This window comes from Blautia faecis (genome assembly GCF_020554845.1).
GTDB classification, from domain to species: Bacteria; Bacillota; Clostridia; order Lachnospirales; family Lachnospiraceae; genus Blautia_A; species Blautia_A faecis.
On sequence record NZ_JAJCIA010000002.1, the window covers coordinates 50,371 to 76,261 of the forward strand.

At 44.2% G+C, this 25,891-nt stretch carries 21 protein-coding genes, 1 tRNA gene and 3 pseudogenes; 23 read left to right on the top strand and 2 right to left on the bottom strand.

The window, feature by feature from the left end; all coding sequences use genetic code 11:
- Positions 1-231: 231 nt before the first annotated feature.
- The 3 genes and pseudogenes from proS to LIZ66_RS01410 all read left to right on the top strand — a co-directional run.
- Complete coding sequence (gene proS / locus LIZ66_RS01400; RefSeq protein WP_148463164.1) at positions 232-1,671, top strand: proline--tRNA ligase; 1,440 nt, start codon at positions 232-234, stop codon at positions 1,669-1,671.
- 134 nt (positions 1,672-1,805) lie between these two features.
- Complete coding sequence (locus tag LIZ66_RS01405; RefSeq protein WP_226837572.1) at positions 1,806-3,146, top strand: CCA tRNA nucleotidyltransferase; 1,341 nt, start codon at positions 1,806-1,808, stop codon at positions 3,144-3,146.
- A gap of 123 nt (positions 3,147-3,269) precedes the next feature.
- Positions 3,270-4,151, top strand: a pseudogene (locus LIZ66_RS01410) (CotS family spore coat protein); the annotation flags it as partial.
- Here LIZ66_RS01410 and LIZ66_RS18905 read toward each other — a convergent pair.
- Positions 4,048-4,299 (bottom strand): annotated as a pseudogene (locus LIZ66_RS18905) (DUF6783 domain-containing protein); the annotation flags it as partial. The pseudogenes LIZ66_RS01410 and LIZ66_RS18905 overlap by 104 nt on opposite strands.
- Here LIZ66_RS18905 and LIZ66_RS18910 point away from each other — a divergent pair.
- The 12 genes and pseudogenes from LIZ66_RS18910 (at position 4,237) to LIZ66_RS01460 (ending at position 14,448) form a co-directional block, all read left to right on the top strand.
- Positions 4,237-4,416: a DUF6783 domain-containing protein gene (locus LIZ66_RS18910; protein ID WP_306467791.1), complete on the top strand. Its 180-nt coding sequence runs from the start codon at positions 4,237-4,239 to the stop codon at positions 4,414-4,416. The pseudogene LIZ66_RS18905 and the gene LIZ66_RS18910 overlap by 63 nt on opposite strands.
- 25 nt (positions 4,417-4,441) lie before the next feature.
- The gene (locus tag LIZ66_RS01415; protein WP_117851504.1) at positions 4,442-4,717 is read left to right on the top strand and encodes an HU family DNA-binding protein; all 276 of its coding nucleotides are present in this window, start codon (positions 4,442-4,444) and stop codon (positions 4,715-4,717) included.
- A 72-nt stretch (positions 4,718-4,789) separates the two neighbouring features.
- The gene (locus tag LIZ66_RS01420) at positions 4,790-5,029 is read left to right on the top strand and encodes an RNA-binding S4 domain-containing protein (protein ID WP_173773275.1); all 240 of its coding nucleotides are present in this window, start codon (positions 4,790-4,792) and stop codon (positions 5,027-5,029) included.
- Between the two features lie 101 nt (positions 5,030-5,130).
- Positions 5,131-5,412 (top strand): sporulation protein YabP, encoded by a 282-nt coding sequence (gene yabP, locus LIZ66_RS01425; RefSeq protein WP_118581555.1) that lies wholly within the window; start codon positions 5,131-5,133, stop codon positions 5,410-5,412.
- Positions 5,413-5,415: 3 nt separating this feature from the next.
- A complete protein-coding gene (gene yabQ, locus LIZ66_RS19720; RefSeq protein WP_118581558.1) occupies positions 5,416-5,919 on the top strand; it encodes a spore cortex biosynthesis protein YabQ in 504 nt (167 codons plus the stop codon).
- The gene (locus LIZ66_RS01435; RefSeq protein ID WP_226815895.1) at positions 5,873-6,187 is read left to right on the top strand and encodes an FtsB family cell division protein; all 315 of its coding nucleotides are present in this window, start codon (positions 5,873-5,875) and stop codon (positions 6,185-6,187) included. Before yabQ ends, LIZ66_RS01435 begins: the two co-directional genes overlap by 47 nt.
- 177 nt (positions 6,188-6,364) lie before the next feature.
- Positions 6,365-6,427 (top strand): annotated as a pseudogene (locus tag LIZ66_RS19725) (DUF6783 domain-containing protein); the annotation flags it as partial.
- 15 nt (positions 6,428-6,442) lie between these two features.
- A complete protein-coding gene (locus LIZ66_RS01440; protein ID WP_118581564.1) occupies positions 6,443-7,930 on the top strand; it encodes a SpoIIE family protein phosphatase in 1,488 nt (495 codons plus the stop codon).
- 120 nt (positions 7,931-8,050) lie between these two features.
- Positions 8,051-9,586 carry a tRNA lysidine(34) synthetase TilS gene (gene tilS, locus LIZ66_RS01445; protein ID WP_227200029.1) on the top strand — a complete coding sequence of 512 codons (1,536 nt, stop codon included), beginning with the start codon at positions 8,051-8,053 and terminating at the stop codon, positions 9,584-9,586.
- Positions 9,579-10,106, top strand: a complete 528-nt coding sequence (gene hpt, locus LIZ66_RS01450; RefSeq protein WP_118581570.1) for a hypoxanthine phosphoribosyltransferase — start codon at positions 9,579-9,581, stop codon at positions 10,104-10,106. Before tilS ends, hpt begins: the two co-directional genes overlap by 8 nt.
- Positions 10,107-10,122: 16 nt before the next feature.
- Positions 10,123-11,973 (top strand): ATP-dependent zinc metalloprotease FtsH, encoded by a 1,851-nt coding sequence (gene ftsH, locus LIZ66_RS01455; RefSeq protein ID WP_173770838.1) that lies wholly within the window; start codon positions 10,123-10,125, stop codon positions 11,971-11,973.
- A 342-nt stretch (positions 11,974-12,315) separates the two neighbouring features.
- Entirely contained in the window at positions 12,316-14,448 is a 2,133-nt protein-coding gene (locus LIZ66_RS01460) for a glycoside hydrolase family 13 protein (RefSeq protein WP_173715656.1), read from the top strand.
- 455 nt (positions 14,449-14,903) lie between these two features.
- On the opposite strand, the gene LIZ66_RS01465 is transcribed toward LIZ66_RS01460, so the two are convergent.
- A tRNA-Tyr gene (locus tag LIZ66_RS01465) sits at positions 14,904-14,985 on the bottom strand.
- Positions 14,986-15,187: 202 nt separating this feature from the next.
- Here LIZ66_RS01465 and fba point away from each other — a divergent pair.
- From fba to LIZ66_RS01505, 8 genes are all read left to right on the top strand, one after another.
- Complete coding sequence (fba, locus tag LIZ66_RS01470) at positions 15,188-16,057, top strand: class II fructose-1,6-bisphosphate aldolase (RefSeq protein ID WP_118581582.1); 870 nt, start codon at positions 15,188-15,190, stop codon at positions 16,055-16,057.
- 312 nt (positions 16,058-16,369) lie between these two features.
- On the top strand, positions 16,370-17,647 hold the full coding sequence (locus tag LIZ66_RS01475) for an ABC transporter substrate-binding protein (protein ID WP_227200031.1): 1,278 nt from the start codon (positions 16,370-16,372) through the stop codon (positions 17,645-17,647).
- A gap of 194 nt (positions 17,648-17,841) precedes the next feature.
- Positions 17,842-18,696, top strand: a complete 855-nt coding sequence (locus LIZ66_RS01480; protein WP_195983006.1) for a carbohydrate ABC transporter permease — start codon at positions 17,842-17,844, stop codon at positions 18,694-18,696.
- Entirely contained in the window at positions 18,696-19,532 is an 837-nt protein-coding gene (locus LIZ66_RS01485; protein ID WP_148463676.1) for a carbohydrate ABC transporter permease, read from the top strand. Before LIZ66_RS01480 ends, LIZ66_RS01485 begins: the two co-directional genes overlap by 1 nt.
- A gap of 271 nt (positions 19,533-19,803) precedes the next feature.
- Complete coding sequence (locus tag LIZ66_RS01490) at positions 19,804-21,348, top strand: response regulator transcription factor (protein WP_118581742.1); 1,545 nt, start codon at positions 19,804-19,806, stop codon at positions 21,346-21,348.
- On the top strand, positions 21,275-23,140 hold the full coding sequence (locus LIZ66_RS01495) for a cache domain-containing sensor histidine kinase (RefSeq protein ID WP_227200033.1): 1,866 nt from the start codon (positions 21,275-21,277) through the stop codon (positions 23,138-23,140). Before LIZ66_RS01490 ends, LIZ66_RS01495 begins: the two co-directional genes overlap by 74 nt.
- Positions 23,124-24,971, top strand: coding sequence for a type 2 periplasmic-binding domain-containing protein (locus LIZ66_RS01500; RefSeq protein ID WP_227200035.1), 1,848 nt, complete (start codon positions 23,124-23,126; stop codon positions 24,969-24,971). Before LIZ66_RS01495 ends, LIZ66_RS01500 begins: the two co-directional genes overlap by 17 nt.
- A gap of 3 nt (positions 24,972-24,974) precedes the next feature.
- Positions 24,975-25,877, top strand: coding sequence for a radical SAM protein (locus LIZ66_RS01505; protein ID WP_195478292.1), 903 nt, complete (start codon positions 24,975-24,977; stop codon positions 25,875-25,877).
- Positions 25,878-25,891: the final 14 nt, after the last annotated feature.

The following is a 25,891-nucleotide window of genomic DNA, read 5'->3' on the forward strand; positions in this document are numbered from 1 at the left end:
GGCCTCAGAGCTCCGCACAATTGAAGTGCGGCGTCTGTCCTACGTTATCAGGATAATTGAGTGAGCAGTGGAGCAGTCATTTCCAGTGTTAATCAGGGTGGTACCGCCGAAGCCTTTCGGTCCCTTTTGCAGGGATGGAAGGTCTTTTTTTATGTGTTTTTCAAATAATACATGGAATTTACCAGATTTCCCTGGCGTTTAAATATTAGAAAATCAAAAAGGAGAAAAATCATGGCAAAAGAAAAGAAAATGGTAGAAGCTATCACATCCATGGATGTGGATTTTGCACAGTGGTATACCGATGTTGTAAAAAAAGCGGAACTTTGCGGCTATACAAGTGTAAAGGGATGTATGGCAATCAAACCGGCAGGATATGCAATCTGGGAGAATATCCAGAAAGAGCTTGACCGCAGATTCAAAGAGACAGGCGTAGAGAATGTATACATGCCAATGTTCATTCCGGAATCCCTTCTGGACAAAGAGAAGGATCACGTAGAGGGATTTGCACCGGAAGTTGCATGGGTAACACACGGCGGACTTGATCCTCTTCAGGAGCGCCTTTGCGTACGTCCTACATCCGAGACTCTGTTCTGTGATTTCTATCAGAAAGAGATTCAGTCCCACAGAGATCTTCCGAAAGTATATAATCAGTGGTGCTCAGTAGTTCGCTGGGAGAAAACAACCCGTCCGTTCCTTCGTTCCCGTGAGTTCTTATGGCAGGAAGGACATACTGCCCACGCTACAGCTGAGGAAGCAAAAGAACGTACCATCCAGATGCTGAACCTGTATGCAGACTTCTGCGAGGAAGTACTTGCAATCCCGGTTATTAAAGGTCAGAAGACAGAGAAAGAGAAATTTGCGGGTGCAGAGGCTACTTACACAATCGAGTCTCTGATGCATGATGGAAAAGCACTTCAGTCTGGAACCAGCCATAACTTTGGTGATGGATTTGCAAGAGCATTCGGCATCCAGTACACAGATAAAAACAACCAGCTTCAGTATGTACACCAGACATCCTGGGGAATGACAACTCGTATGATCGGTGCTCTGATCATGGTTCATGGAGACAACAGCGGACTTGTTCTTCCACCAAGAATTGCTCCGGTCCAGGCTGTTGTAATCCCGATCCAGCAGAGAAAAGAGGGCGTTCTGGAGAAAACAGAGGAGCTGACACAGATTCTGAAAGCAGCTGGAATCCGTGTAAAAGCAGACGTTACAGACAAGAGCCCGGGATTCAAATTCGCAGAGCAGGAAATGCGTGGTATTCCGGTAAGAATTGAGTGCGGTCCGAAGGATATCGAGAGCGGACAGGCTGTTATCTGCCGAAGAGATACCAGAGAGAAATATATTGTGAAGTTCGAAGAACTTGCTGCTAAGGTTCAGGAAGTTCTGGACACCATGCAGAAGGAAATGCTGGAGCGTGCAAGAGCCCACAGAGATGCTCACACCTATGTAGCAACAAATTATGAAGAATTCAAGGAGACCATCAACACAAAACCTGGTTTTGTAAAAGCTATGTGGTGCGGCAACCGTGAGTGCGAAGATAAGATCAAAGAAGACGTTCAGGCAACATCCAGATGTATGCCGTTTGAGCAGGAACATTTAAGCGATGTCTGTGTATGCTGTGGAAAACCTGCCAAGAAAATGGTATACTGGGGACGTGCTTATTAATAACAAAAGGGATTGCTGTTTATTTTGCAATCAGTAGTCAAAAAGGGGCAAAATTATTTTGCCCCGCTTTGTTTTTCAAGGCAGAGAAGTGTATGAGGAGAAGTTTTGTTTTAAATCAGAGGCAGGTGATAAAGATGGTATTTGAAATTCCACAAAAAGTTGAAATAATTATAAATATTCTGGAAAAAGCTGGTTATGAGGCCTATGCAGTAGGCGGCTGTGTCCGCGATGCCCTTCTGGGAAGAACTCCAAATGACTGGGATATCACAACCTCAGCCAAGCCGGAGCAGGTCAAAGCCCTGTTTCACAGAACCGTAGATACAGGAATCGCTCACGGAACCGTAACAGTGCTGCTTGAAAAAGAGGGATTCGAGGTTACCACCTACCGGGTGGATGGCGAGTATGAAGATGGCCGTCACCCGAAAGAAGTAACCTTTACGGCCTGCCTGGAGGAAGATTTGAAGCGTCGGGACTTTACCATCAACGCCATGGCCTACAATCCAAGGAAAGGGCTGGTGGACCTTTTTGAAGGGCAGAGAGACCTGGAAAACAAGGTGATCCGCTGTGTTGGTGATCCTCTGGAACGTTTTACAGAAGACGCTCTTCGCATTATGCGTGCTGTACGTTTTTCTGCGCAGCTTGGCTTTTCCCTGGAAGAAGAGACCCGAAAAGCTCTTTCTGTGCTTGCACCAAATTTAAAACATGTAAGCGCAGAGCGGATCCAGGTGGAACTTGTAAAACTTCTGGTGTCCCCTCATCCGGATTATCTGCGGATTGCCTATGAAGCGGGAGTTACCAGGGAATTTCTGCCGGAATTTGACCGCTGTATGGAGACACCTCAGAACACTCCACACCACTGCTATAATGTGGGAGAACACATTCTCCACAGCCTTTTGTATGTGAGGGCGGATAAGGTGTTAAGGCTGACCATGCTCCTTCACGACATTGCCAAACCTGTTGTACGAAAAACAGACGAAAACGGCAGGGATCATTTCAAAACACATGCTTCTGTGGGAGAAAAAATGTCCAAGGAAATTCTGCGCCGCCTGAAGTTTGACAATGACACTATTTCCAGAGTGAGCCGTCTGATCCGCTGGCATGATCTGCGCCCGACTCCAGCATCGGCTGAGGTGCGGAAAGTCATCAATGTAGTTGGGGAAGACCTTTTTCCCATGTGGATGGAAGTCCAGTATGCGGATAACAAAGCGAAAAGTGATTACCGTGGGGAAGAAAAAGCTGCTCGTCAGGCCGGAGTTCGAATGACCTGGGAAGAAATTATGGAAAAAGGCGAATGTGTTTCCATGAAAGGTCTTGCAATTACTGGCAGTGACCTGATCGCAGCCGGAATGAAGCCTGGAAAAGAAATGGGAAGTGTGCTCCATGAGCTTTTGGATGCTGTTCTGGAGAATCCGGAACTGAACAAGAAAGAATCACTTCTTTCCCTTGCTTTTGCAGCCGATAAAAAACTTCTTTAGAATAACATATCCCTCCCACTCATAAGATAGAAGGTATCTGAAGACATTTGGCATATGTGAGTGACGGGGGGATTTTTATTGTATGATTATGGTCTTAGCACCCTGACCCAGTATGGAATTGAAGTGAAATCTTCGTCCAGGACCCGGGGAGCATTGGTATGTCGTACAGAACAGGGAATTCTGCTCCTCAGAGAGTTTCACGGCTCCGAAAAAAAACTGCTTTTTCAGCAGGAAGTGTTAAAAAAACTTTCCCAGGAAGGCTGTCTGGTTGATACTTTTATTGAAAATCAGGAAGGCTCTTTGGTTACCAGAGATAAGGATAATATTCCCTATACCCTTCAGAACTGGTATGAAGGCAGAGAGTGTGACACCAAGTCCAGGGAAGATATTATAAGAAGTGTGCAGATTCTGGCAAGGGTACATAAATTTATGAATATGCCTGTGGAGAAAGCCTATATGGCGCGTTCCCTTGCAGATGAATATGCAAGGCATAATCAGGAAATCCGCAAGATCCGTAAATTTATCCGCCAGAAAGGTGCCAGTGCCAGATTTGAAAAGGAATTTCTGGGCAGTGTACAGTGGTTTCTGGAAAAAGGGGAAAAAGCACTGGAAATGCTTGTAAAGTCGGACTATGAAAAACTAAGGGACAAGGCGGGCGAAGAGGGGCTTCTATGTCATGGCGAATATAACCAGCACAATGTTCTTCTTTGTAAAAATCAGGCTGCTGTGACAAATTTTGGTCACTTCAGCTTTGATGTGCAGATCAGCGACTTGTATTGTTTTATGCGAAAAATCCTGGAAAAATATAACTGGGATGTATTTCTGGCCAGACGGATGCTGGAGCAATATGACAAAATACGTCCTATTTCTTCGGAAGAATGGGAAAACCTGCAAATCCGTTTCACATATCCGGAAAAATACTGGAAACTGGCAAATTACTACTTTTCTCACAACAAAGCATGGATTTCCGGCAAGAATACAGAAAAGCTGGAAAAGGTAATTGCCCAGAAGAAAATATGGGGGGATTTCCCTGAAAAATGCTTTGGAAAATCCCCTTTCTAGAGCGTGTTTGAAAAAGGCTTTCTGCAAGATGGGTGTCACAATTTGTGGGAGATTTTGTCCGGATGAGGGCGCCGTAGCGGGCTACGGCAACCGAATTCGGGCAAAATCTCCCGCAAAGTGGGGCGTGCAGCTTGCGGGAATGATTTTTCAAACACGTTCTAGCGCAAAAACCTTGACAATACAGGGCAAAAGGTATATATATAGATAGAAGAATCTTTAGAGGAGGAAACACCATGAATAAGACTGAATTAGTAGCAGCTATGGCGAAAGAAACCAATCTGTCCAAGAAGGACGTTGAAGCTGTTTTAAAATCATTCATCGACGTTGTATCAGAAGAACTGAAAAAAGGTGAGAAAGTTCAGTTAGTTGGCTTTGGTACATTTGAAGTCAGCGAGAGAGCTGCCAGAGAGGGAAGAAATCCTCAGACTGGTGAGACCATGAAGATCGAAGCTTCCAAGGCTCCGAAATTTAAAGCTGGTAAAGCTTTAAAAGATATGGTAAACGCATAATCGCGTAAGCTTTTACAGGAGGAACTTTATAGTTCCTCCTTTTTTAAACACGCTCTGATATAGGAGAGTATTATGAGATTAGATAAATTTTTGAAAGTATCCCGCCTTATTAAGAGAAGAACTGTGGCAAATGAGGCATGTGATGCAGGAAGAGTGCTTGTAAATGATAAGCCGGCCAAGGCTTCTGTTCAGGTGAAGACAGGAGATACTATTGAGATTCAGTTTGGAAGCCGCAATGTGAAGGTGGAAGTGCTGGATGTGAAAGAGACTGTGAAGAAGGAAGAAGTTGAGAATCTGTACAGGTATGTTTAAGAGTTCTGTGAACGAAGGAAACAGTATTACTTAAGCAGGTTCTAATTTTAAAGAAAAATTCATAGATTATCTGTGAACCCACATATTTGGGAGAGAGGGATTTGGAAGAAAAGGTTGTGAACATTTCCCATAAGCTGATACTGGATAACAGGAAAGAAGCATCTGTCACAGGTGTGAAGGATGTGATTTCTTTTGATGAAAAGGAAATCCTTCTTCAGACTGCTGACGGGAAGCTGCAGATTCGCGGCAGCGGGCTTCATGTAAAAGGACTAAACCTGGAAAAAGGAGAAGCTGCTCTTGCCGGACATGTGGATTCTCTTGTCTATTTGTCTAAAGATTCCCCACGAAAAGAAGAACCATTATTTACAAGGCTGTTCCGTTAAGCTATGAGCATATATATCTACAATGAGATCTGGCTTTTCGTCCGGGCTTTTGCAGGGGGTGCGGTGCTGATCCTTTGCTACAGCCTGCTTCAGGAAATAAGAAGGCTCATTTTCTGCAGTCCGGCAGCAGGAGGGATTTTGGACCTTCTTTATTGGGTGTGCGCAGGACTTCTGGTATTTGCAGGAATTTACCGGATCAACCAGGGAATCCTGCGTAGTTTTCTGTTTTTGGGAATTATATCAGGGGCATTTCTTACATATCTGACAATAAAACCTTTATTTGAAAAAATTTGTTATATAATCCTGGAGGTTCCTGTCAGATTCGTAAAAAAAACTTCAAAAAAATATATAAATTGGTTGCTATTTTTTTGTAAACGTTGTAAAATTTTAGTTAAGCAATCTGCAAATCAGTACAAAAATAGTACCAGAAATCGTTTGCAGATGAGAAGAGGCAGGAAGTTTGGGAAAATCAGGGAAAAAACGAAGAAAAAAGACAATAGGGTATAATCATCTCGGGATGTTCGGTATTTCTCTGATCGTTCTGATTCTGATTCTGACGCTTATGGCACAGAGCCGGGACCTTAAGGAATCTCTTGCCGGCTATGAGACCAGGGCAGAGGCATTAAGCCAGCAGATTGAGGAAGAGCAGGCGCGCACTCAGGAGATTGAAGATCTGAAGCAGTATATGCTCACGGATGAGTACGCAGAGCAGGCCGCCAGAGAGAAGCTGGGTCTTGTGAAGGAGAATGAGATTATTTTTCAGGAGGAGAAATAAGGTTCTGGGAAAAACGAAGTTTGGAAGTTTCTGACGATATATTTTTCAATATGGTCGTCTTTGTTTGACATATATTTTCATACCTGTCCCCTATAATAGGCATAAGGTGCTGCCGAAGGTGATGTAAATGCAGCATTCCTTTGCAAAAACAAGGGCAGCAGTTAAAGACTACATGAACAGTGGGGCGTGCAGCTTGCGGGAATGCTTTTTCAAACAGGCTCTGGCACTGTAAGGCTGTAAAGGGGAGGGGAGAATATGCAGGAATGGATAATTGCCATGCTCGTGATCAGTGTGCTGCTGGTGCTGCGGGACATGGCAAAAGTTTTTTTCAGGGGAAGAAGTTTCCTTAAGGCAGAGCAGCCGGCCGAAGAGAAAAATCCCCAGAAGGAGAAGGTGGAGCGGTATGCTGCTTCTTTTCGGAAGCTTGCAGACAGCTTTTATGGATTACCCTACCGAAAAGACTATTTAAGCAACGGCCAGGTGGATGGAATCATAAGGGAGACCTGTGATGAGATATGCAGCCACTGTTATCAGCGGGAAATCTGCTGGGGCACCCAGTCGCAGGAAATGTACAGAGGAAGCGAGCGGATGATTCGTTCCATGGAGGAGGGAAATCAGGAGAAAATACAGGAGACAAAAAGCGACTGGATGAGTGTATGCAGTCGTTTTTCCCAGTATTATGAGACACTTGGTAACTCTTATATGAGGGAGCGGCAGAAGCTGATATGGGACAACCGGATGATCGAAAGCCGCCTTGCCGTGGCACAGCAACTCCAGGAGATGTCCAGAATCATGGATATGGTGGCAGAAGACCTGTACGACATTTCCATTGCGGATCCTCAGCTTATGACGGAATTGCAGAAGATTCTCAGGAAGCGTCATATTGTGGTGAAGCAGGTCTGGGTGATGGATAAGGTGGAAGGAAGACGTGAGATTTTTCTTACCATGCGTGCCAGAAGCGGGCAGTGCATTTCTGTTAATGAGGTGGCACAGCTTTTGTCTCAGGAATTCGGAACTCCCATGGCGGCAGCAGGAGGAAGAAGAATTGTAAATGGAGAATACCATACGGTTCATTTTGTGGAGGATGTAAGCTATCAGGTACTTTACGGAGTGGCAAAGCTGACCAAGGAAATGGAGAAGGTTTCCGGAGACAATTATATTTGCAGACAGGAAGAGGCAGGCCGTTTTGTAATGTGTCTTTCTGATGGAATGGGCTCCGGGGTGGAGGCATGCCGGGAAAGCGAGGAAGTGGTAGAACTTCTGGAACAATTTCTGGAATCCGGTTTTACCCAGGAGACGGCGGCGAAAATGGTGAACTCTGCTCTTGTGATGAAGGGACAGGAAGGGATTTTTTCAACAGTGGACATCTGCGCAGTGGATTTATATACGGGAATCTGTAACTTCCTGAAAGCGGGGGCTTCCGCCACTTTTATCAAAAGGGATCACTGGGTGGAGGCCATTTCTTCAGAGAGTCTGGCGGCAGGGCTGATACAGCAGGTGGATTTTGAAACATCTTCAAGGAAGCTGTATCACGGGGATTATCTGATCATGATGACAGATGGCGTCTTGGATGCGCTGCCTGCCATGCGGGAGGAGGAGACCATGAAAGAAATCATTATGGATATCCATGAAGAGACTCCCAAGGAGATGAGCCGGGGGATTCTGGAGCGGGTGCTGGGATACAGCGATTACTGCGCCAGGGATGATATGACGGTTCTTGTAGCTGGAATGTGGAAGAAATAGAATGATTATTTTTGAGTAAAAAACAGATATGGAATCATATGAGCATATGAATATGTTTGAAAGAAGTAATATTGTTACGGTTCACGAAAGAATCAGTAACGTATCAGAGGCAGAGCTAGTATGTATCAGAAAGTGAAAGCATATATGAAAGAACATGGCATGGTAGTGGATGGGGATGTGGTCCTTGCCGGAGTTTCCGGAGGAGGAGACTCCATGGCTATGCTGGAAATGTTAAAAAGATATCAGGCTGAAGCAACTTTTTCGCTGTGTGCGGTACATGTGCATCATGGAATCCGCGGCGAGGAAGCTGACCGGGATGAAAGAGTAGTAAGAGAGACCTGCGAAAAATGGACGATTCCTTTTTTATCCTATCATTACCCGGTACCGGAGCTTGCAAAGAAATGGAAAATGGGACTGGAAGAGACAGGAAGAAAAGTCAGACAGGATGCGTTTTCCAGGGCAGAAGCTGATTATTTTGGAAAATCAGAAACGGCTGACCTCCAGGGTGGGGGAAGAGTCTTTGCCGCCAGAGAAGGAAAATTACGGATCCGTATTGCTCTGGCCCACAATGAAAATGATGTGGCGGAAACTTTGCTCCACAATCTTTGCAGAGGAACGGGGCTGAAAGGTCTGGCTTCTATTTTGCCGGTGCGGGATGAAATTATTCGGCCCATTTTGTGTTTAAATAAACAGGAAATTGTCAATTATTTAATAAAAGAACAGATTCCCTATGTAACAGACAGTACCAATCTTACAGATGATTATACAAGAAATAAGATCAGACATCAGATATTGCCTATTCTGGAAGAACAGGTGAATGCTTCTGCTGTCCGCCATATGGCGGAGACGGCCAGTCTTGTTAGTCAGGCAGAGGAGTATTTGTCCCGTCAGGGAGAACGCCTTGTGAAAAAGTATGGGGAAAACAGGGAGCGGGGAATTTTCCTGTCAGAAGCATTCTGGCGAGATGAGCCTGCCATAGCTTCTTACGGAGTGCTTCAGGTTTTTGAAGACCTGGCTGGGAAACGTAAGGATTTTACAGCTGCTCATGTAAAAAGTGTGGAGAGCCTTCTGAAGCTTCAGGTGGGACGACGGATCAATCTGCCTTATGATCTGGCGGCGCTTCGAACTTATGGAGGAATTTTACTGGGAGAAAGACAATTACTGGGAATGTCAGATAGAAATCTAAGTTCAAAAGAGTACGATCCAGTGAAAGCTGAAAAAAATCAGGAGAGGAATGCACTGCAAAAAAGTGTCCAGTTGAGTAAAAAGGAGCTGGAAACTGCTTGTGAACAGGTACTTTTTACAGATAATGTTTTTTATCTGAAAATATTTTCTAATGAAGGCCAGAAGATTGAAGAAAAAAAGTATACGAAATGGCTGGATTATGATAAAATAAAACAGGAATTGTCCATCCGGACCAGACAGCCGGGAGATTTTCTCATTGTAGATGACAAAGGGAGCAGCAAGAAGCTGAACCGTTATTTTATAGATGAGAAGATCCCATCAGAGGAAAGAGACAGCATCTTGCTTCTATGTACCGGCTCTGAGGTTTTGTGGGTGGTGGGAGGCAGAATAAATGAGAATTATAAAATAGCTCCCAGAACCAGGAGAATATTGGAAATACAATACCAAGGAGGAAAAGATAATCATGAGTGAAAAAATCAGAGTTTTACTGGATGAGGAGACTGTGGAGAAGCGTATCTGCGAAGTAGCAGCCCAGATCAGCGAAGAGTACAAGGGAAAAGAAATCCACATGATCTGCGTTCTTAAGGGCGGAGTATTTTTCATGTGTGAGCTTGCCAAGAGAATCACAGTGCCGGTAACTCTTGACTTCATGTCTGTTTCCAGTTATGGAGATGACACCAAATCAAGCGGAGTTGTAAAGATCGTCAAGGATCTGGATCAGCCTCTTGAAGATAAAGAAGTTCTTGTTGTGGAGGATATTATTGATTCCGGAAGAACCTTAAGCTATCTGCTGGACGTTCTGAAGAGACGTAATCCAAACAGCGTGAGACTTTGCACCTTGTTGGACAAACCGGACCGCAGAGTGGTAAAAGGGGTTGATGTGGATTATTGCTGCTTCAATATTCCAGATGAGTTTGTTGTGGGCTATGGTCTTGACTATGCCCAGAAATACAGAAATCTGCCATACATCGGAGTGGTAGAGTTCGAATGAAAGGAGAATTATACAAGTGAATAAGCAGTCAGGCAGAATTGGCTTGTATCTTGTCCTGATCGTAGCTTTGATCGCAGGTTACCTGTATCTGAACAATCAGGCAGCTGTCCAGAGTGATTATACTTATGGACAGCTGGAGCAGGCAGTGACAGACGGAAAGGTGACCAGTGCCACGATCCATCAGAACAGTGAGGTTCCAACAGGTTCTGTGATCGTGAATATAAGCGGCGAGGGACAGAAGCGTATTTATGTGGCAGATGTAAATGAGGCAGAGCAGCTTCTTCGAGAGAGCGGGCTTGATCCTGCTGTTGAGGATGTGCCGAAGCAGAGTGTATTTATGAACTCTGTTTTCCCGGTACTTCTTACCTGTGGTCTTATCATCTTCCTCATGCTGATGATGAACCGCCAGATGTCAGGTGGGGGTGGTGGCACCAATGCCAAGATGATGAATTTCGGCAAAAGCAGGGCGAGAATGTCCATGCCGGATGATAAGAAAGTGACTTTCCAGAACGTAGCGGGCCTGGAGGAAGAGAAAGAAGAACTGAAGGAGGTTGTAGATTTCCTGAAGGATCCCCAGAAGTATACCAAGGTGGGGGCCAGAATCCCGAAAGGAGTTATCCTTGTAGGACCTCCAGGAACTGGTAAGACGCTTCTGGCCAAGGCTGTTGCCGGGGAAGCGGGCGTTCCGTTTTTCTCCATTTCCGGTTCTGATTTTGTGGAAATGTTTGTTGGTGTAGGTGCTTCCCGTGTAAGAGATCTTTTCGAAGAGGGCAAGCGTCACGCACCTTGTATCATCTTTATTGATGAGATCGATGCTGTTGCAAGACAGCGTGGAACCGGCATGGGAGGCGGTCATGATGAAAGGGAACAGACTCTGAACCAGCTTCTTGTAGAGATGGATGGATTCGGGGTAAATGAAGGCATTATCGTAATGGCCGCTACCAACCGTGTGGATATTCTGGATCCTGCAATTCTTCGTCCGGGACGTTTTGACCGCAAGGTTGGCGTAGGTCGTCCGGATATTAAAGGAAGGGAAGAAATCCTCCATGTTCATGCCAAGGATAAACCTCTTGGCGAGGATGTAGACCTGAAACAGATCGCTCAGACTACAGCTGGATTTACAGGTGCAGATCTTGAGAACCTGATGAATGAGGCGGCTATTGCTGCAGCCAGAAAAGGTCATGTATTTATTTGCCAGAAAGATATTAAGAATGCCTTTATCAAGGTTGGCATCGGTGCAGAGAAAAAGAGCAAGGTGATCTCCGAGAAGGAGAAAAGGATCACCGCTTATCATGAGGCAGGCCATGCAATCTTGTTCCATGTGCTGCCGGATATGGAGCCTGTTTACACCATTTCCATTATCCCTACCGGAATGGGAGCAGCCGGCTATACCATGCCTCTTCCAGAGAATGACGAAATATTTAATACTAAGGGTAAAATGCTCCAGGATATTACCACACTTCTTGGAGGACGTGTGGCAGAGGAGCTGATTTTCGGCGATATTACAACTGGTGCATCCAACGATATCAAGCGGGCTACCAGCGAAGCAAGAGCTATGGTGACCAAGTATGGTATGTCCGATAAGATTGGACTGATCTCCTATGGAGATGATGACGATGAGGTATTTATTGGACGAGATCTGGCGCACACCCGCGGTTACAGCGAGGATGTTGCCAAGGCAATTGACAGTGAGATTCACAGTATCATTGAGGAGTGTCATGACAATGCGAAGAAGATTATTTCTGAGCATATGGAGGTTCTTCATGGCTGTGCCAAGCTCCTTCTCGAGAAGGAAAAAGTTCATCGGGATGAATTTGAAGCACTTTTTACAATGGAAAAATCGGGTGAATCAAATGAAAGTATATAACATGCACAAAAAATAATAGTGATTTTTGTGAAGTTTGTGCACACTTTTTGGTGGACACATGGTACTATATACATCGTAAAAACCCCCCAATACATTATATAGTTTTTGCTACACCCCATAAGAAGAAATACCTTCTCCAAAAAAGACAGCTTTTACCGGCTGTCTTTTTTACGTTAAATGAATAAGGTATTTTAGATCGTGTTTGAAATGTGGTGGGAGTTCTTTGGTGAAAACGTCGGTAAGCTGGGCGGAAATTTGGAGAATAAGCCGAATTTTAACAGTTGTGGGAAGAAATGTTTTCAGTTAAAATATAGGGTGTAATTTTTTTGAAAGAGGGATGTTATGGATCGTAATAATGCAGATGTAATGAAAAAAATGCAATATATATTGAATATGAGACCGGTTTTGAATACAGAGGCATTGTTCAGCGATGGTTCTGATTATTACCGTTGTCCGTCAAATCCCAAAGCAGGAGACAAGGTCCGTATCCGCTTCCGCACCAAGCGGAACAACGTAGATATGGTTTATTTAGTATACGATGGCAAGCGTCAACAGATGGAGCGTGTGGCCAAATCCAATGGATTTGATTATTATGAGACTTCTATTATTATGGGAGAGGAGATTGTCCGTTACCATTTTGAGATCACATACGGATGGGTGACCTGTTATTATAATTATCAGGGCGTTTCCATGAACCCGGAGGAGCGTCTGGAGTTTGAGATTTATCCCGATTATGATACACCCCAGTGGGCGAAGGGTGCTGTTATGTACCAGATTTTTGTGGATCGCTTCTGCAATGGGGATCCGACGAATGATGTGGAGGATCGTGAATATTTTTATATTGGCGATATGACTTCCAGGGTAAGAGACTGGGGAAAAGTTCCGGCAGTAATGGGGGTGCGGGAGTTTTATGGCGGTGACCTGCAGGGAATTATGGATAAACTGGATTATCTGCAGGATCTGGGAGTGGATGTTATTTATCTGAACCCGATTTTTGTTTCTCCAAGTAATCACAAGTACGATATTCAGGATTATGAGTATGTGGATCCCCATTACGGCAAGATCGTGGAGGATATGGATGATGGCCTTCTGAATGAGGGGGACCGCGAGAATGCCCATGCCCGGAAATTTATTAAGCGTGTGACCGATAAGCGGAATCTGGAGGCAAGTAATGAACTGTTTGCAAAGCTTGTGGAGGAAATCCATAAGAGAGGCATGAAAGTAATCCTGGATGGTGTGTTTAACCATTGTGGATCTTTTAACAAATGGATGGACAGAGAGCGGATCTATGAGAACCAGGAGGGATATCCAAAGGGAGCGTATATTTCTGCAGACAGTCCATATAGGTATTACTTTAATTTCTATGACGAGAACCGCTGGCCGTACAATCCTACCTATGATGGATGGTGGACTCATGATACTTTGCCGAAGCTGAATTATGAAGCCTCCAGGGATCTGTATGATAAGATTCTGGAGATTGGTAAGAAGTGGGTTTCTGCGCCTTATAATGTAGATGGATGGAGATTGGATGTGGCGGCAGATCTTGGGCACAGCAACGAATTTAACCATCAATTCTGGAAGGATTTCAGGAAAGCTGTAAAGGAGGCAAATCCCAATGCGATCATTCTGGCAGAGCATTACGGAAATCCGGAGAGCTGGCTGCAGGGGGATGAGTGGGATACGGTTATGAACTACGATGCCTTTATGGAACCTCTGACCTGGTTCCTGACGGGCATGGAGAAGCACAGTGATGAGTGCAGGGATGACCTTTATGGAAACAGTGATGCCTTTATTGGGGCTATGAAGACTCATATGAGGGCACTTCATATGTCTGCACTTTATACGTCCATGAATGAGCTGTCCAATCATGATCATTCCAGATTTCTCACCAGAACAAACCGCCGTGTGGGAAGGATTTCCTATGCCGGTGCGGAAGCTGCTTCCCAGAACATCAATCCTGCAGTGATGCGTGAAGGTGTTGTGGTGCAGATGACCTGGCCGGGAGCACCAACTGTTTATTATGGTGATGAGGCAGGTGTCTGTGGCTTTACGGATCCGGATAACAGAAGAACTTATCCATGGGGACATGAGGATCAGATGATGATTGCGTTCCACAGAGATATGATTAAGATCCATAAGGAATATGATTTCTTAAGTAATGGTTCCCTTGTGTTCCTCTGGAATGATTATCAGGGACTTTGCTTCGGAAGATTTTCCCATGATGAAAGAATGATTGTGATTCTGAATAACCGGAATGAGGATCGGGAGGTTGAGATTGAGGTCTGGAAGACGGGAATCAGCAGACTGAAGGATTCTGTGTTGAAGCGGATCATGCTGTCTTACCGTGATGGATATACTACGGAGGAATATGAATATACAGCCAAGGCAGGTGTGATCAGGGTGCCGATGCCAGCGTTTGGGGCGATGGTGTTGTATCATAAGTGTGAGAATCCGACTATATTTGTGGAAGATTAAGGGACGCCGCGAGGAGGAACCTATGGGCTGACGGCCAGAGCTGTGGTTCCGGGATTTTCCATATACGCTTATTTGCAGGAGGTGGAGCAAACTCGGCCACATGGTGGCCTCAGACAGTGCTCCACCTCCTGCGCGTATATGGAAAATCCCTGGAATCCTCGCAATGGCCGCCAGTCCATAGGCCCCTCCTCGCGGCTGAGTATTCAAGGCGAAAAAAGAACGTTTGGTATCAGGGCGCTGCGCTGCTGATACAGAGAAGAGAGATAAAAAACTCCCAGGTAAAAATATCTGGGAGTTTAGAATATAGTGGATGGAGAAGGATTCGAACCGCTTTGGCGTATGACAGAAAAATTCCAGAGCGAATATGCTCTGGAGTAGTAGTGGATGGAGAAGGATTCGAACCGCTTTGGCGTATGACAGAAAAACTCCAGAGCGAATATGCTCTGGAGTAGTAGTGGATGGAGAAGGATTCGAACCTTCGAAGGCATCGCCAGCAGATTTACAGTCTGTCCCCTTTGGCCACTCGGGAATCCATCCGTGAACGAATTTATTATATACAAAGAAGAAAGTTTTTGCAAGATATTTTTTCAGTTTTTTTGATATTGTACACGCGAGGGGAATGAAAAAAGAATCAATAACTCATTTTTTTTGCAAAGAGGTAGACGAATGGGGAAAAATCTGCTAAACTACAGACAATGGAAATAGTTAAGGTGTTTCCAAAGATAGGAGGAATTTTATCATGTATGAGTTAGTTAATGCAACAGAAATGCTGAAAAAAGCAAAAGCTGGACATTATGCAGTAGGTCAGTTCAATATCAACAACCTTGAGTGGACAAAGGCTATCCTGCTTACAGCACAGGAACTGAACTCCCCGGTTATTCTGGGCGTTTCCGAAGGCGCTGGTAAGTACATGGCTGGTTATAAGACTGTTGTTGGAATGGTTAAAGGTATGATGGAAGAGCAGAAGATCACTGTTCCGGTTGCACTTCACCTGGATCACGGTTCATATGAAGGATGCCTGAAATGTGTTGAGGCTGGATTCTCATCCATCATGTTCGACGGTTCTCATTACCCGATCGAAGAGAACGTTGCTAAGACTAAAGAACTGGTTAAGATCACAAGAGAGCATGGAATGTCCTTAGAGGCAGAGGTTGGCTCCATCGGTGGTGAGGAAGATGGCGTTATCGGTATGGGCGAGTGCGCAGATCCTAAGGAATGCAAGATGATCGCTGATCTTGGTATCGATTTCCTGGCAGCAGGTATTGGTAACATTCATGGTAAATATCCAGCTAACTGGAAGGGCTTAAGCTTTGAGACTCTGGATGCAATCCAGCAGCTTACAGGTGATATGCCGTTAGTACTTCACGGTGGTACAGGTATTCCTACAGACATGATCAAGAAAGCTATCGACCTTGGAGTTTCCAAGATCAATGTTAACACAGAGTGCCAGCTTTCTTTTGCAGAAGCTACACGTAAATACATCGAGGAAGGCAAAGATCAGCAGGGTAAAGGATATGACCCACGTAAGCTTCTTGCACCTGGCTTCGATGCAATCAAGGCTACTGTTAAAGAGAAAATGGAAATCTTCGGATCCGTTGGAAAAGCTTGAATATGATTTTTCTCCGCACATGCGGAAAGAGAAAGGGGACTGCGCAAGCAGTCCTCTTTTGCATATATGAGATGTTTCACAGACTGCTTTTTCCAATAGGTTCTGGCTTGTGACCCGAATTATTATTCAAAGTCTGGATCTGATAAAAATTGTAATGTTTTGTACAAGTTGCGACAAAATGTCCATATTCAAATATCACTCTCTAAAAAAATGAACATGTTTCTTGATTTTTTATCATGGTTTTTTAACAGAAAAATCAGTATTATATAAACATCTTAAGAAACGGTTCTCAAAGAAAAGGAGAGTAAAATTATGAAGATGAGAAAAATCGCAGCAATGGGACTTAGCGCAGTTATGGCAGCTTCTATGGTACCAGCATTACCGGTTATGGCTGATGATGCATCTGGAAAGGTTTACTACTTAAACTTCAAACCAGAGCAGGATGAAGCATGGCAGAATCTGGCAGCAAAATATATAGAAGAAACAGGTGTTCCGGTAACAGTTGTTACAGCAGCTTCCGGACAGTATGAGACCACACTTCAGTCTGAGATGGCTAAGAGTGATGCTCCTACACTTTTCCAGGTAAACGGACCTGTAGGACTTAAGAACTGGAAGGATTATTGCTATGATCTGTCCGGATCTGATATCTACTCACAGCTTACATCTGATGCTTACACTGTAAAAGACGGTGATGCAGTTGATGGTATTGCATACGTAATCGAGTCCTATGGACTGATCGTAAACAAAACCTTACTGGAAAAAGCAGGCTACACAGTAGATGACATCAAGAGCTTTGATGATCTGAAGAAGGTTGCTGATGACATCCAGGCAAGAAAAGATGAGCTTGGAGTGAAAGGTGCTTTCACAAGCGCTGGTATGGACGGATCCTCTGACTGGAGATTCAAAACACACCTTGCAAACCTTCCAATCTACTATGAGTATCAGGCAGATGGCATCGATGATACAGATGCAATCAAGGGAACATACCTTGATAACTATAAGAACGTATTTGATCTTTACATCACAGATTCTACCTGCGATGGAGCTGAGCTTTCCGCTAAGACAGCAGATGACTCCCGTAACGAGTTCATCAACGGAGATGCAGTATTCTATCAGAATGGTTCCTGGGAATATGGCGAATTGTCCAAAACATACAGCGATGACGAGCTGGCTATGATTCCGATTTACTTCGGTGTTGATGATGAGAACGAAGGCCTTGCAACCGGTACAGAGAACTTCTGGTGTGTAAACAAAGAAGCTTCTGAGGAAGATATCCAGGCAACACTTGATTTCATGAACTGGTGCGTAACTTCTGAGGATGGAACAAAGGCTATGTCAGAAGACTTGGGCTTTACAATTCCTTTCAAAACAGCACAGGAGCCCACAAACGTATTTGTAAAACAGGATGCAGAGTATACAGCAGCTGGCCTTACACCTGTATCATGGAACTTCACAACAATGCCATCTGAAGAGTGGAAGAACGGTCTTGGTACAGCGCTTACATTATATGCAGCAGGAAGCGGTTCCTGGGATGATGTAGTTTCCGCATTCGTTGACAATTGGGCAACTGAGAAAGCTCTTTCCGAATAATCGTAACAGGTAATAAATTTCTTTCCAACAGCATATAATATGTCCAGAAGAAATTCAGGACATATTATAGAATGGTGAACAGGGTGGGGAGGCGAAATACAGCCTCCCCATTTTAATGGGAAAATGATGTAATGTTTTGGGGTGGTGGATAATCTTCCACAAAGGTGTCATAACAGGAAAAGGAGGAGTGAAAAATGGTAGGAAAATCTCTGAAAAAATGGTGGCCGGTATTTGTTCTGCCAACATTGGCTGCATTTATTATAGGTTTCTTATGGCCGTTTATCTGGGGTATTTATCTTTCATTTTGTAAATTTTCAACTGTAAAAGATGTAGTCTGGGTTGGACTTTCCAACTATCAGAAAATTTTTATCGGCGGTGACTTCAGTCATGCATTCTGGCTGACCGTTGTATTCGCATTTGTTTCCAGTATTCTGATTAATGTGTTGGCATTTTCCATTGCATTGGCTTTGACAAAAGGCTTCAAAGGAACAAACGTGTTCCGTACTGTATTCTTCATGCCGAACCTGATCGGTGGTATTGTACTTGGTTATATCTGGCAGACACTGTTAAACGGTCTGCTTTCCATGTGGGGACAGCCTCTTCTGAAGTTGTCTGCAACAAATGGTTTTATTGGAATGATCATCCTGTTGTTATGGCAGCAGATTGGATATATGATGATCATTTATGTGGCTGGTCTTAATAACGTATCTCCGGATCTGATTGAGGCTGCACAGATTGATGGCGCAACCGCATCACAGATCCTGTTTAAAATCAAGATTCCGATGATCATGCCATCTGTTACAATTTGTACATTCCTTACTCTTACAAACGGATTCAAGATGTTCGACCAGAACCTTTCCCTTACAGGCGGAGATCCTGGAAAACAGTCACAGTTACTGGCACTGAACATTTACGATACATTCTACGGACGAAGCGGCCCTGCATGGAAGGGTATCGGCCAGGCAAAAGCAGTTGTATTCTTTGTACTGGTTGTTGCAATCGCGTTGATCCAGCTTCGTGCAACATCATCTAAGGAGGTGCAGGCATAATGGCAGATAAGAAAAAAAGTATTATCCCAACTATAATTCTTTCCGTAATTTCAATTATCTGGATCTACCCGATTGTTATGATCCTGTTTAACTCCTTAAAAGTGGAGTCCGCAATTACTACATCTGGTGTTTTCCAGTTTCCTACATCTGAGACCTGGAACGGAATCCAGAACTTTATAGCCAGCGTCACACAGATGGATTTCCTGAAATCCTTCTGGTACAGCCTTGTGATCTCAGTTATGTCTGTTGTTTTGATTCTGCTTTGTTGCTCTATGTGCGCATGGTACATTGTACGTGTAAACGGCTTGCTTTCCAAGGTTCTGTATTACCTTTGCGTATTCAGTATGGTTGTTCCTTTCCAGATGGTTATGTTTACCCTGGCAAAAACAGCAGATACTTTGAAACTGAATAATCCATACACCATTTGCATTGTTTACCTTGGATTTGGTGCCGGACTTGCAGTATTTATGTTTACCGGTTTTGTAAAAGGAAGCCCGCTGGAAATTGAGGAAGCTGCCATGATTGATGGATGCAGTCCTCTGCAGGTTTTCTTTAAGATCTTGATTCCGATTTTGAAACCAACCATTATCTCTACTGCAATTCTGGAGCTGATGTGGGTATGGAACGATTACCTTCTTCCAACACTGGTTCTGGATATTAAGAAGTATAAAACAATTCCAATGGCAATCCAGTATTTCCGTGGAAGCTATGGTCATGTGCAGATGGGACCGATGATGGCAAGTATTATGATCGACATTATCCCGATTATTGTTGTATATCTGGTTTGCCAGAAATATATTATCGAGGGAGTTGTTGCAGGTGCAGTTAAGGGTTGATTTCTTTGGGTAAAAGAACGGTTTTTACCTGAGAAATTTGGAGATTATTCCCTTTTCAATATGATACCAGAATGTTAAAATAAAGATAGTTCTTTGCAGAGATGCGAGGGGCTATCTTTATCTTTATATAAGATTTCATGTGCGCCAGACAGAAAAAATGGGGCGAAGCAACAGGCGATATGAAATTTCTGGCTTTTCTGACAGACGGACATAAATGACAGTTGGAAGAGTTGTCCCGGTGTTAAATATAATAAAAGATCGGAGTACCAATATGTACAGAGTTTTGATAACAGACGATGAGAAAATTGAGCGGGAGGGAATAAAATTCCTTCTGGCACAGGAAGAGGGAGAATACGAGATCCATGAGGCTGCCAATGGCAGGCAGGCACTGAATGTATTGCGAAGTGAAGAGATTGATTTTCTTTTAACAGACATAAAAATGCCTCATATGGACGGTCTGGAGCTGGCTAGCAAGGTCAGAGAAGAGTATCCCAATCTTCCAATTGTAATTTTTAGTGGATACAGTGATTTCGCTTTTGCCCAGGAAGCTATGCGTTACGGAGTGAAGGATTACGTGCTGAAGCCGGTTGATCCGGATACATTTCATACAACTATCGGGAAAGTAAAAGCAGAGCTTCAAAGTATCCGGTCCAAGAAGCAGAAGGAAGAGAAAGGGAAGAATTTTCTTCTTCAGTATTTTCTTCAGACTTACCTGTATTCCGGAAATGAAGAAGTGTTGAAAAAAGCTGGGGAGATTTTAGATGAATCTAACTGGGAGCAGTGGCACTGTGCGATTCTTATCGAATCAGATAAGGCATTTTTTGATAATGTTCCAGATAATATTGATGAGGAACTGATGCAGGGATTGCACCGGAATTTCTTTTACCTGAATCTGAATACCAGACAGTCTGTGCTGTTTTTTTCTGATGTGTACTGCGATTATCAGCTGGTTGCCAAGCATTTATATGACATTTTGAAGCAGAATTACTCTGCAAGTTTTCACCTTGCAGTGAGCAGCCGGTTTGAAGGGCATGAGGCGCTGCCTGAAATTATGTCCCAGCTGGAGCAGACCATGGAGGAGAAATTTTATCATCCAGATGTGCATGTGTTTAATAATGAGGCCTCTGACAGCCAGCCGGTGAATGCGGAGACACAGGATTCCCGTCTGATGGAGAAGATTTCCGAAGACATTTCCCGCAAAGATGTGGAGCAGCTGAAGAAGCATTTTGAGTGTCTGGTGAAGAAATATGAGAATGATACCCGTTTCTCTGCCATGTATGTGAAATTTGTTTTTTCCAATGTGATCCAGGAGCTTTTTCAGGAAAATCAATTCTCTGAGGAGCGGAAGCTGGATCATGAGGTAGAGCGGCTGTACAGTTGTACCAATCTGAAGCAGATCCTTGCAATCACCCAGGAGAATATTAAGGAGTACGAGGAGTTTCTGGAGCGTTCCATGAGTGATTCCAGAGATGAAGTTGCTTCTGTGAAGAATTATATTTACCAGCACTATGCGGAGGATTTAAGTCTTGAGACATTGGCGGAGAAGGTGTATTTGTCTTCTGGCTATCTCAGCTTTATTTTTAAAAAAGAGACTGGTATGAACCTGAACCGCTTTATACGTGTGGTTCGGATGGAAAAGGCGAAGGAGCTTTTGTGTAATTCCAATATGAAGGTGGCACAGGTCAGTGAACAGGTAGGAATCCCCAATGTTTCTTATTTCTGCAGAAGTTTCAGGGAATATTATGGAAGCAGCCCGGAGTCCTATCGGAAAGGAACCGGTGAAGAGGATGAAAATACCGGCAGTCATAAAGAATAAATTTGAGAATATGAAATATCGTCATAAGCTGACTATTCTTCTTGTGACAGCCAGCCTGGTTCCCATGATCCTGCTTGTATTGTATAGTCATGACCGCATGAGCAGTCTGCTCCGGGAAAAAGAAATGGAGGATATGTCTTCCATTCTGGAACAGACCGGAGAGGGAATCGACAGCCAGATAGAAGTTTTTTCCAGTCTTCTGAATTATCTCACTTATTCCCCGGATATTGAGGATCTGATCACTGAGAAAAATATGGATAATTATCAAGCGTATAGAAAATATACAGAAGTAGCAGATCCTCTTTTGTCTGTACCAAAGTCTTATCATGATGCTATTATACAGATCCAGTTGTTTGCAGAAAGTATTAAAGTGCGCCATGAGTATACACTTGTGCCTTTGTCAGAGGTGGATAAGGAGTGGTGGTATGACAAACTGGCAGAGGATGTGTCTGTGCAGTGGGTGGTGGACAGCCGGATACCGGAGATTGCAGCTGTAAGGCGGATTTATACTGGCAGAGAGCAGACTGCAGTTCTTTGCGTTACACTGGATTATAATAAGATTTTTCAGCCCTTTGAAAAGATTATTTCTGCAGAATCCGGGGGCATGATCCTGGATAAAGGGGGAAATGTTCTGTTTCAGAAGGAAATGCTGGGTGAAAAGGAAGAAAAGGATTCGGGAGAGGCTGTCTCCAGGGAGTTTCTGGAGTCCGGGCAGGGAGATTATGCTTTTGTAAACCGGAAGAACGCGGCTTGCGGATGGATTTTTTATTTGTATAAGCTGCAATCAGCAGTGGACAGCTCTGTGTCAGGAATCCTGGTCAGCGAGATTCCCCTGATTGCGGCCTGTGTAGCCATAATTCTGGTGTTGGGACTTTCTTTTTCCAGACTTTTTACCAGAAAGATCGAGGAGCTTACCGATAACATGAACCGGGTAAACCAGGGGAGCCGTGAGGTTACGGTGGACAGCAATGCTGGAGATGAAATTGGCCTTCTGGTGCGCAGCTTCCGAAGCATGATGGACGAGATCAATCGTCTGATCCATGAGGTTTATGAGAATAAGATTGCGTTGAAAGAGTTTGAACTGAAGGCACTGACTGCCCAGATCAACCCTCATTTTTTGTATAACTCCCTGTCTGTTATCAACTGGATGGCTATTCGAAGCAATCAGAGGGAAATTAGTAAGGTTACTTTGTCCTTATCTATGTTCTACCGGACTGCTTTGAGTAAGGGGCAGGATATGGTAACTGTGGATAACTGTATTCAGAATATTAAGGCGTATCTGGATATCCAGCTGGTGATGCATGACAATGATTTTCAAGTGATCTGGGACATTGACCCGGAGGTGAAAGGAGATATTGTGCCTAAATTGTTGCTGCAGCCTGTTGTGGAGAATGCATTGGAGCATGGGCTGGACATGAAAGAAGAAGGAGAGAAGATTCTGAAACTGTTTTTTGTAAAGGACGGTGAGGATGTGCTTCTTGCTGTGGAGGATAATGGACCAGGAATGGAACAGGAAGAGGCAGATAAGCTGGTAACTTACAAGGCTTCCGGATATGGTCTTAAAAATGTCAATGACAGAATGCAGCTTCTTTATGGGATGGAGTACGGAATCAAGGTGTTTAGCCAGATTGATCAAGGTACCAGGGTAGAAATGAGAATTCCAAGAGAAAAAGCGGATGAGGAGGCTGTGGCAGCCGGAGAGTTTTCTACGAAAAAGTTTTTGCAGGAACCGGAAGAAGACACAGAGGACACAACAGGAAAGAAAGGTGGAAAAAGTGAAGAAAAAAAATAGAATTCTGGTATTGGGACTGACTTTTTCCATGGTGATTTCGTCTGGTTCATTGACAGGCTGTGATAGCGCAGCTGGAAATATGGGAAAAGAGACAACGGGTGTGGAATACGAAGAAGCAGATTATGAGCTTTCTGAGGAATCATGCAGTGATTCCGGAATTGATGCAGCTGACCCAGGCACTGTAGACAACGAGACGGAAAAGACAGCAGAAAACAGAACGGATGCAGAGAAAAGTACAGAAACAGAAGAATCCCAGACAGATAATTCTACAGATAGCGGATTGTGGAAAAAAGCTTCCACAACTCCGTATGGAAAGTACCCGGAGCTTGTGACTTATACTTTAGGACAGATGAGCGGTGCCAATAATTCCAATCTTCCAGCAGGAAATACCTACGAAGACAGCGCTTATACCAGATATCTGAAAGAGATTCTGAACGTGCAGAATGAAAATGCCTATATGGAGCGGGAGGATCGCTACGACGAGTATGTGAATGTGCTGGTAAATGATCACACTTTGCCGGATGTACTGGTGGTTTCAGACAGGGAGACTTTAAATGTTCTTGTGGAAAATGACATGGTGGAGGATCTGACTGAGGTTTATGCAAACTGTACCTCCCCGAGAATCAAGGCCATGTATAACAGCTATGGTCCACAGCTTCTCGGTGCAGGAACCTTTGATGGTAAGCTGATGGCGCTTCCGGAAGCAGTAATCGACCACGGTCCCTGCCTTTTGTGGATGAGAAAGGACTGGATGGACCAGCTAGGCCTTGCAGAGCCAAAGACTCTGGAAGAGGCTATGGATATTATCCAGGTTTTTCAGGAAAACAGGATGGGAGCAGAGGAAGGGGAAGATCCTGTGGGACTTGTGTGTGATACCAATTTTGTGTCTACTACCAGTCAGAATTATTCGGTGGAACCTGTTTTTGAAAAATTTTATTCTTATCCAAGAAGATGGATCAAGGACAAAGACGGGGAAATTGTCTATGGTTCTTTGACAGAGGAGACCAGATCTGCCGTTGCTTATTTGCACGAGCTATATGAGAGAGGAATACTGGATCAGAACTTTGCCCTGCGTGCTCAGAATAATCTCCGTGATCTGGTAGTGGAAGGTAAATGCGGTGCGTTTTTTGGACTTTGGTGGGCACCGAATAATCCGCTTATGGATGTGGCTGAGAATGATCCGGAAGCAGACTGGGAGCCTTATTACCTTACTGCTGAATATCAGGAAAAAGATAACGTTTATGCTTCTTTTCGGGACAACAAATATGTGGTTGTGAGAAAGGGTTACGAACATCCGGAAATTGTAATGAAAATTATCAGTGTTCTGTTTGATTACAGCCGGTTTGAAGATGAGGAAAATGCGGATGAGATCAACAGCTATTTTGCTTTGAATGTGGATCCTACAGCCAGACCGCTGGTTATTAATGTGGATTATAATGAGGCAATTTATAATGTTACGAAGGATATCAGGAGAGTAATGTCCGGCAAGCAGAAGGCAAGTAATTTAAGCGCACTGGAGAAGTCTTACTATGATGCCTGTATGAAGTATTTGAGCGGGAAAAATGTAACTGTAGAGGACTGGGCTGCGTACAAGTCCAGAATTTCAGCAGTGGGCGTGCTGGTTGACGGCCATTATAGTTCGGTGCGCAGAACATATCTGGTTGATTCGGATGGAGAGATTCCCAACATGCTTGCTTCCCTGGAGAAAAATGCCTTTATTCAGATGATCATGGGAGAGCAGCCCATGGATTACTTTGATACCTTTGTGGAAGAGTGGTATAACCAGGGGGGAAGGGAACTGACCGAGAAGATCAGAGAGGAGAATTCGTAATTTATGCGAGAAGAATTATTTAAGAATTGTACCTTATGCCCCCGGAAGTGTAATGTGAATCGTCTGGAGGGCAAAAGAGGATATTGTGGCATGGACAGTACTATAAGGGCTGCCCGTGCCGCTCTTCATATGTGGGAGGAACCTTGTATTTCAGGAAAAAAAGGATCAGGGGCTGTTTTTTTCTCTGGCTGCGGCTTGCGGTGCTGTTTCTGCCAGAACCGGGATATTGCCATTGGGGATTCCGGAAAAGAAATTTCAGTGGAGCGGCTTGCTGAAATTTTTCTGGAATTGCAGGAAAAAGGGGCGGCAAATCTGAATCTGGTCACTGGGGCGCATTATGTGCCGCATATTATTTCGGCGTTGGAGCTGGCCAGAGGAAAGGAAATGAATCTTCCAGTCGTGTACAATTCCAGTGGGTATGAGAGCGTGGAAACTATCCGGAGACTGGATGGTTATGTGGATGTATATCTGCCAGATATGAAATATATGGAGCCTGAATTGGCTGCTGCTTTTTCCAACGCAAGGGATTATCCGCAGGCGGCGCAGAGTGCAATTGCCGAAATGATGCGTCAGACCGGTCCCTGTCAGTTTGCGGAGGATGGATATATAAAACGCGGGACAATTGTTCGTCATCTGATTTTGCCAGGGCATACCAAAAATTCTATTGCAGTATTGAAATATCTGTACCGGACTTATGGGGAGGATATTTTTATCAGCGTAATGAACCAATATACGCCTGTCTGGAAGAATGAGAAATTTCCGGAACTGAATCGGAAAGTGACCAGACGAGAGTATGAAAAGGTGTTGGACGCTGCCATTGAGCTTGGAATCGAAAATGGCTATTTTCAGGAAGGGGAGACTGCGGAGGAAAGTTTTATACCGGCGTTTGATTATGAAGGGGTATGAAAGAAAAAGTATTA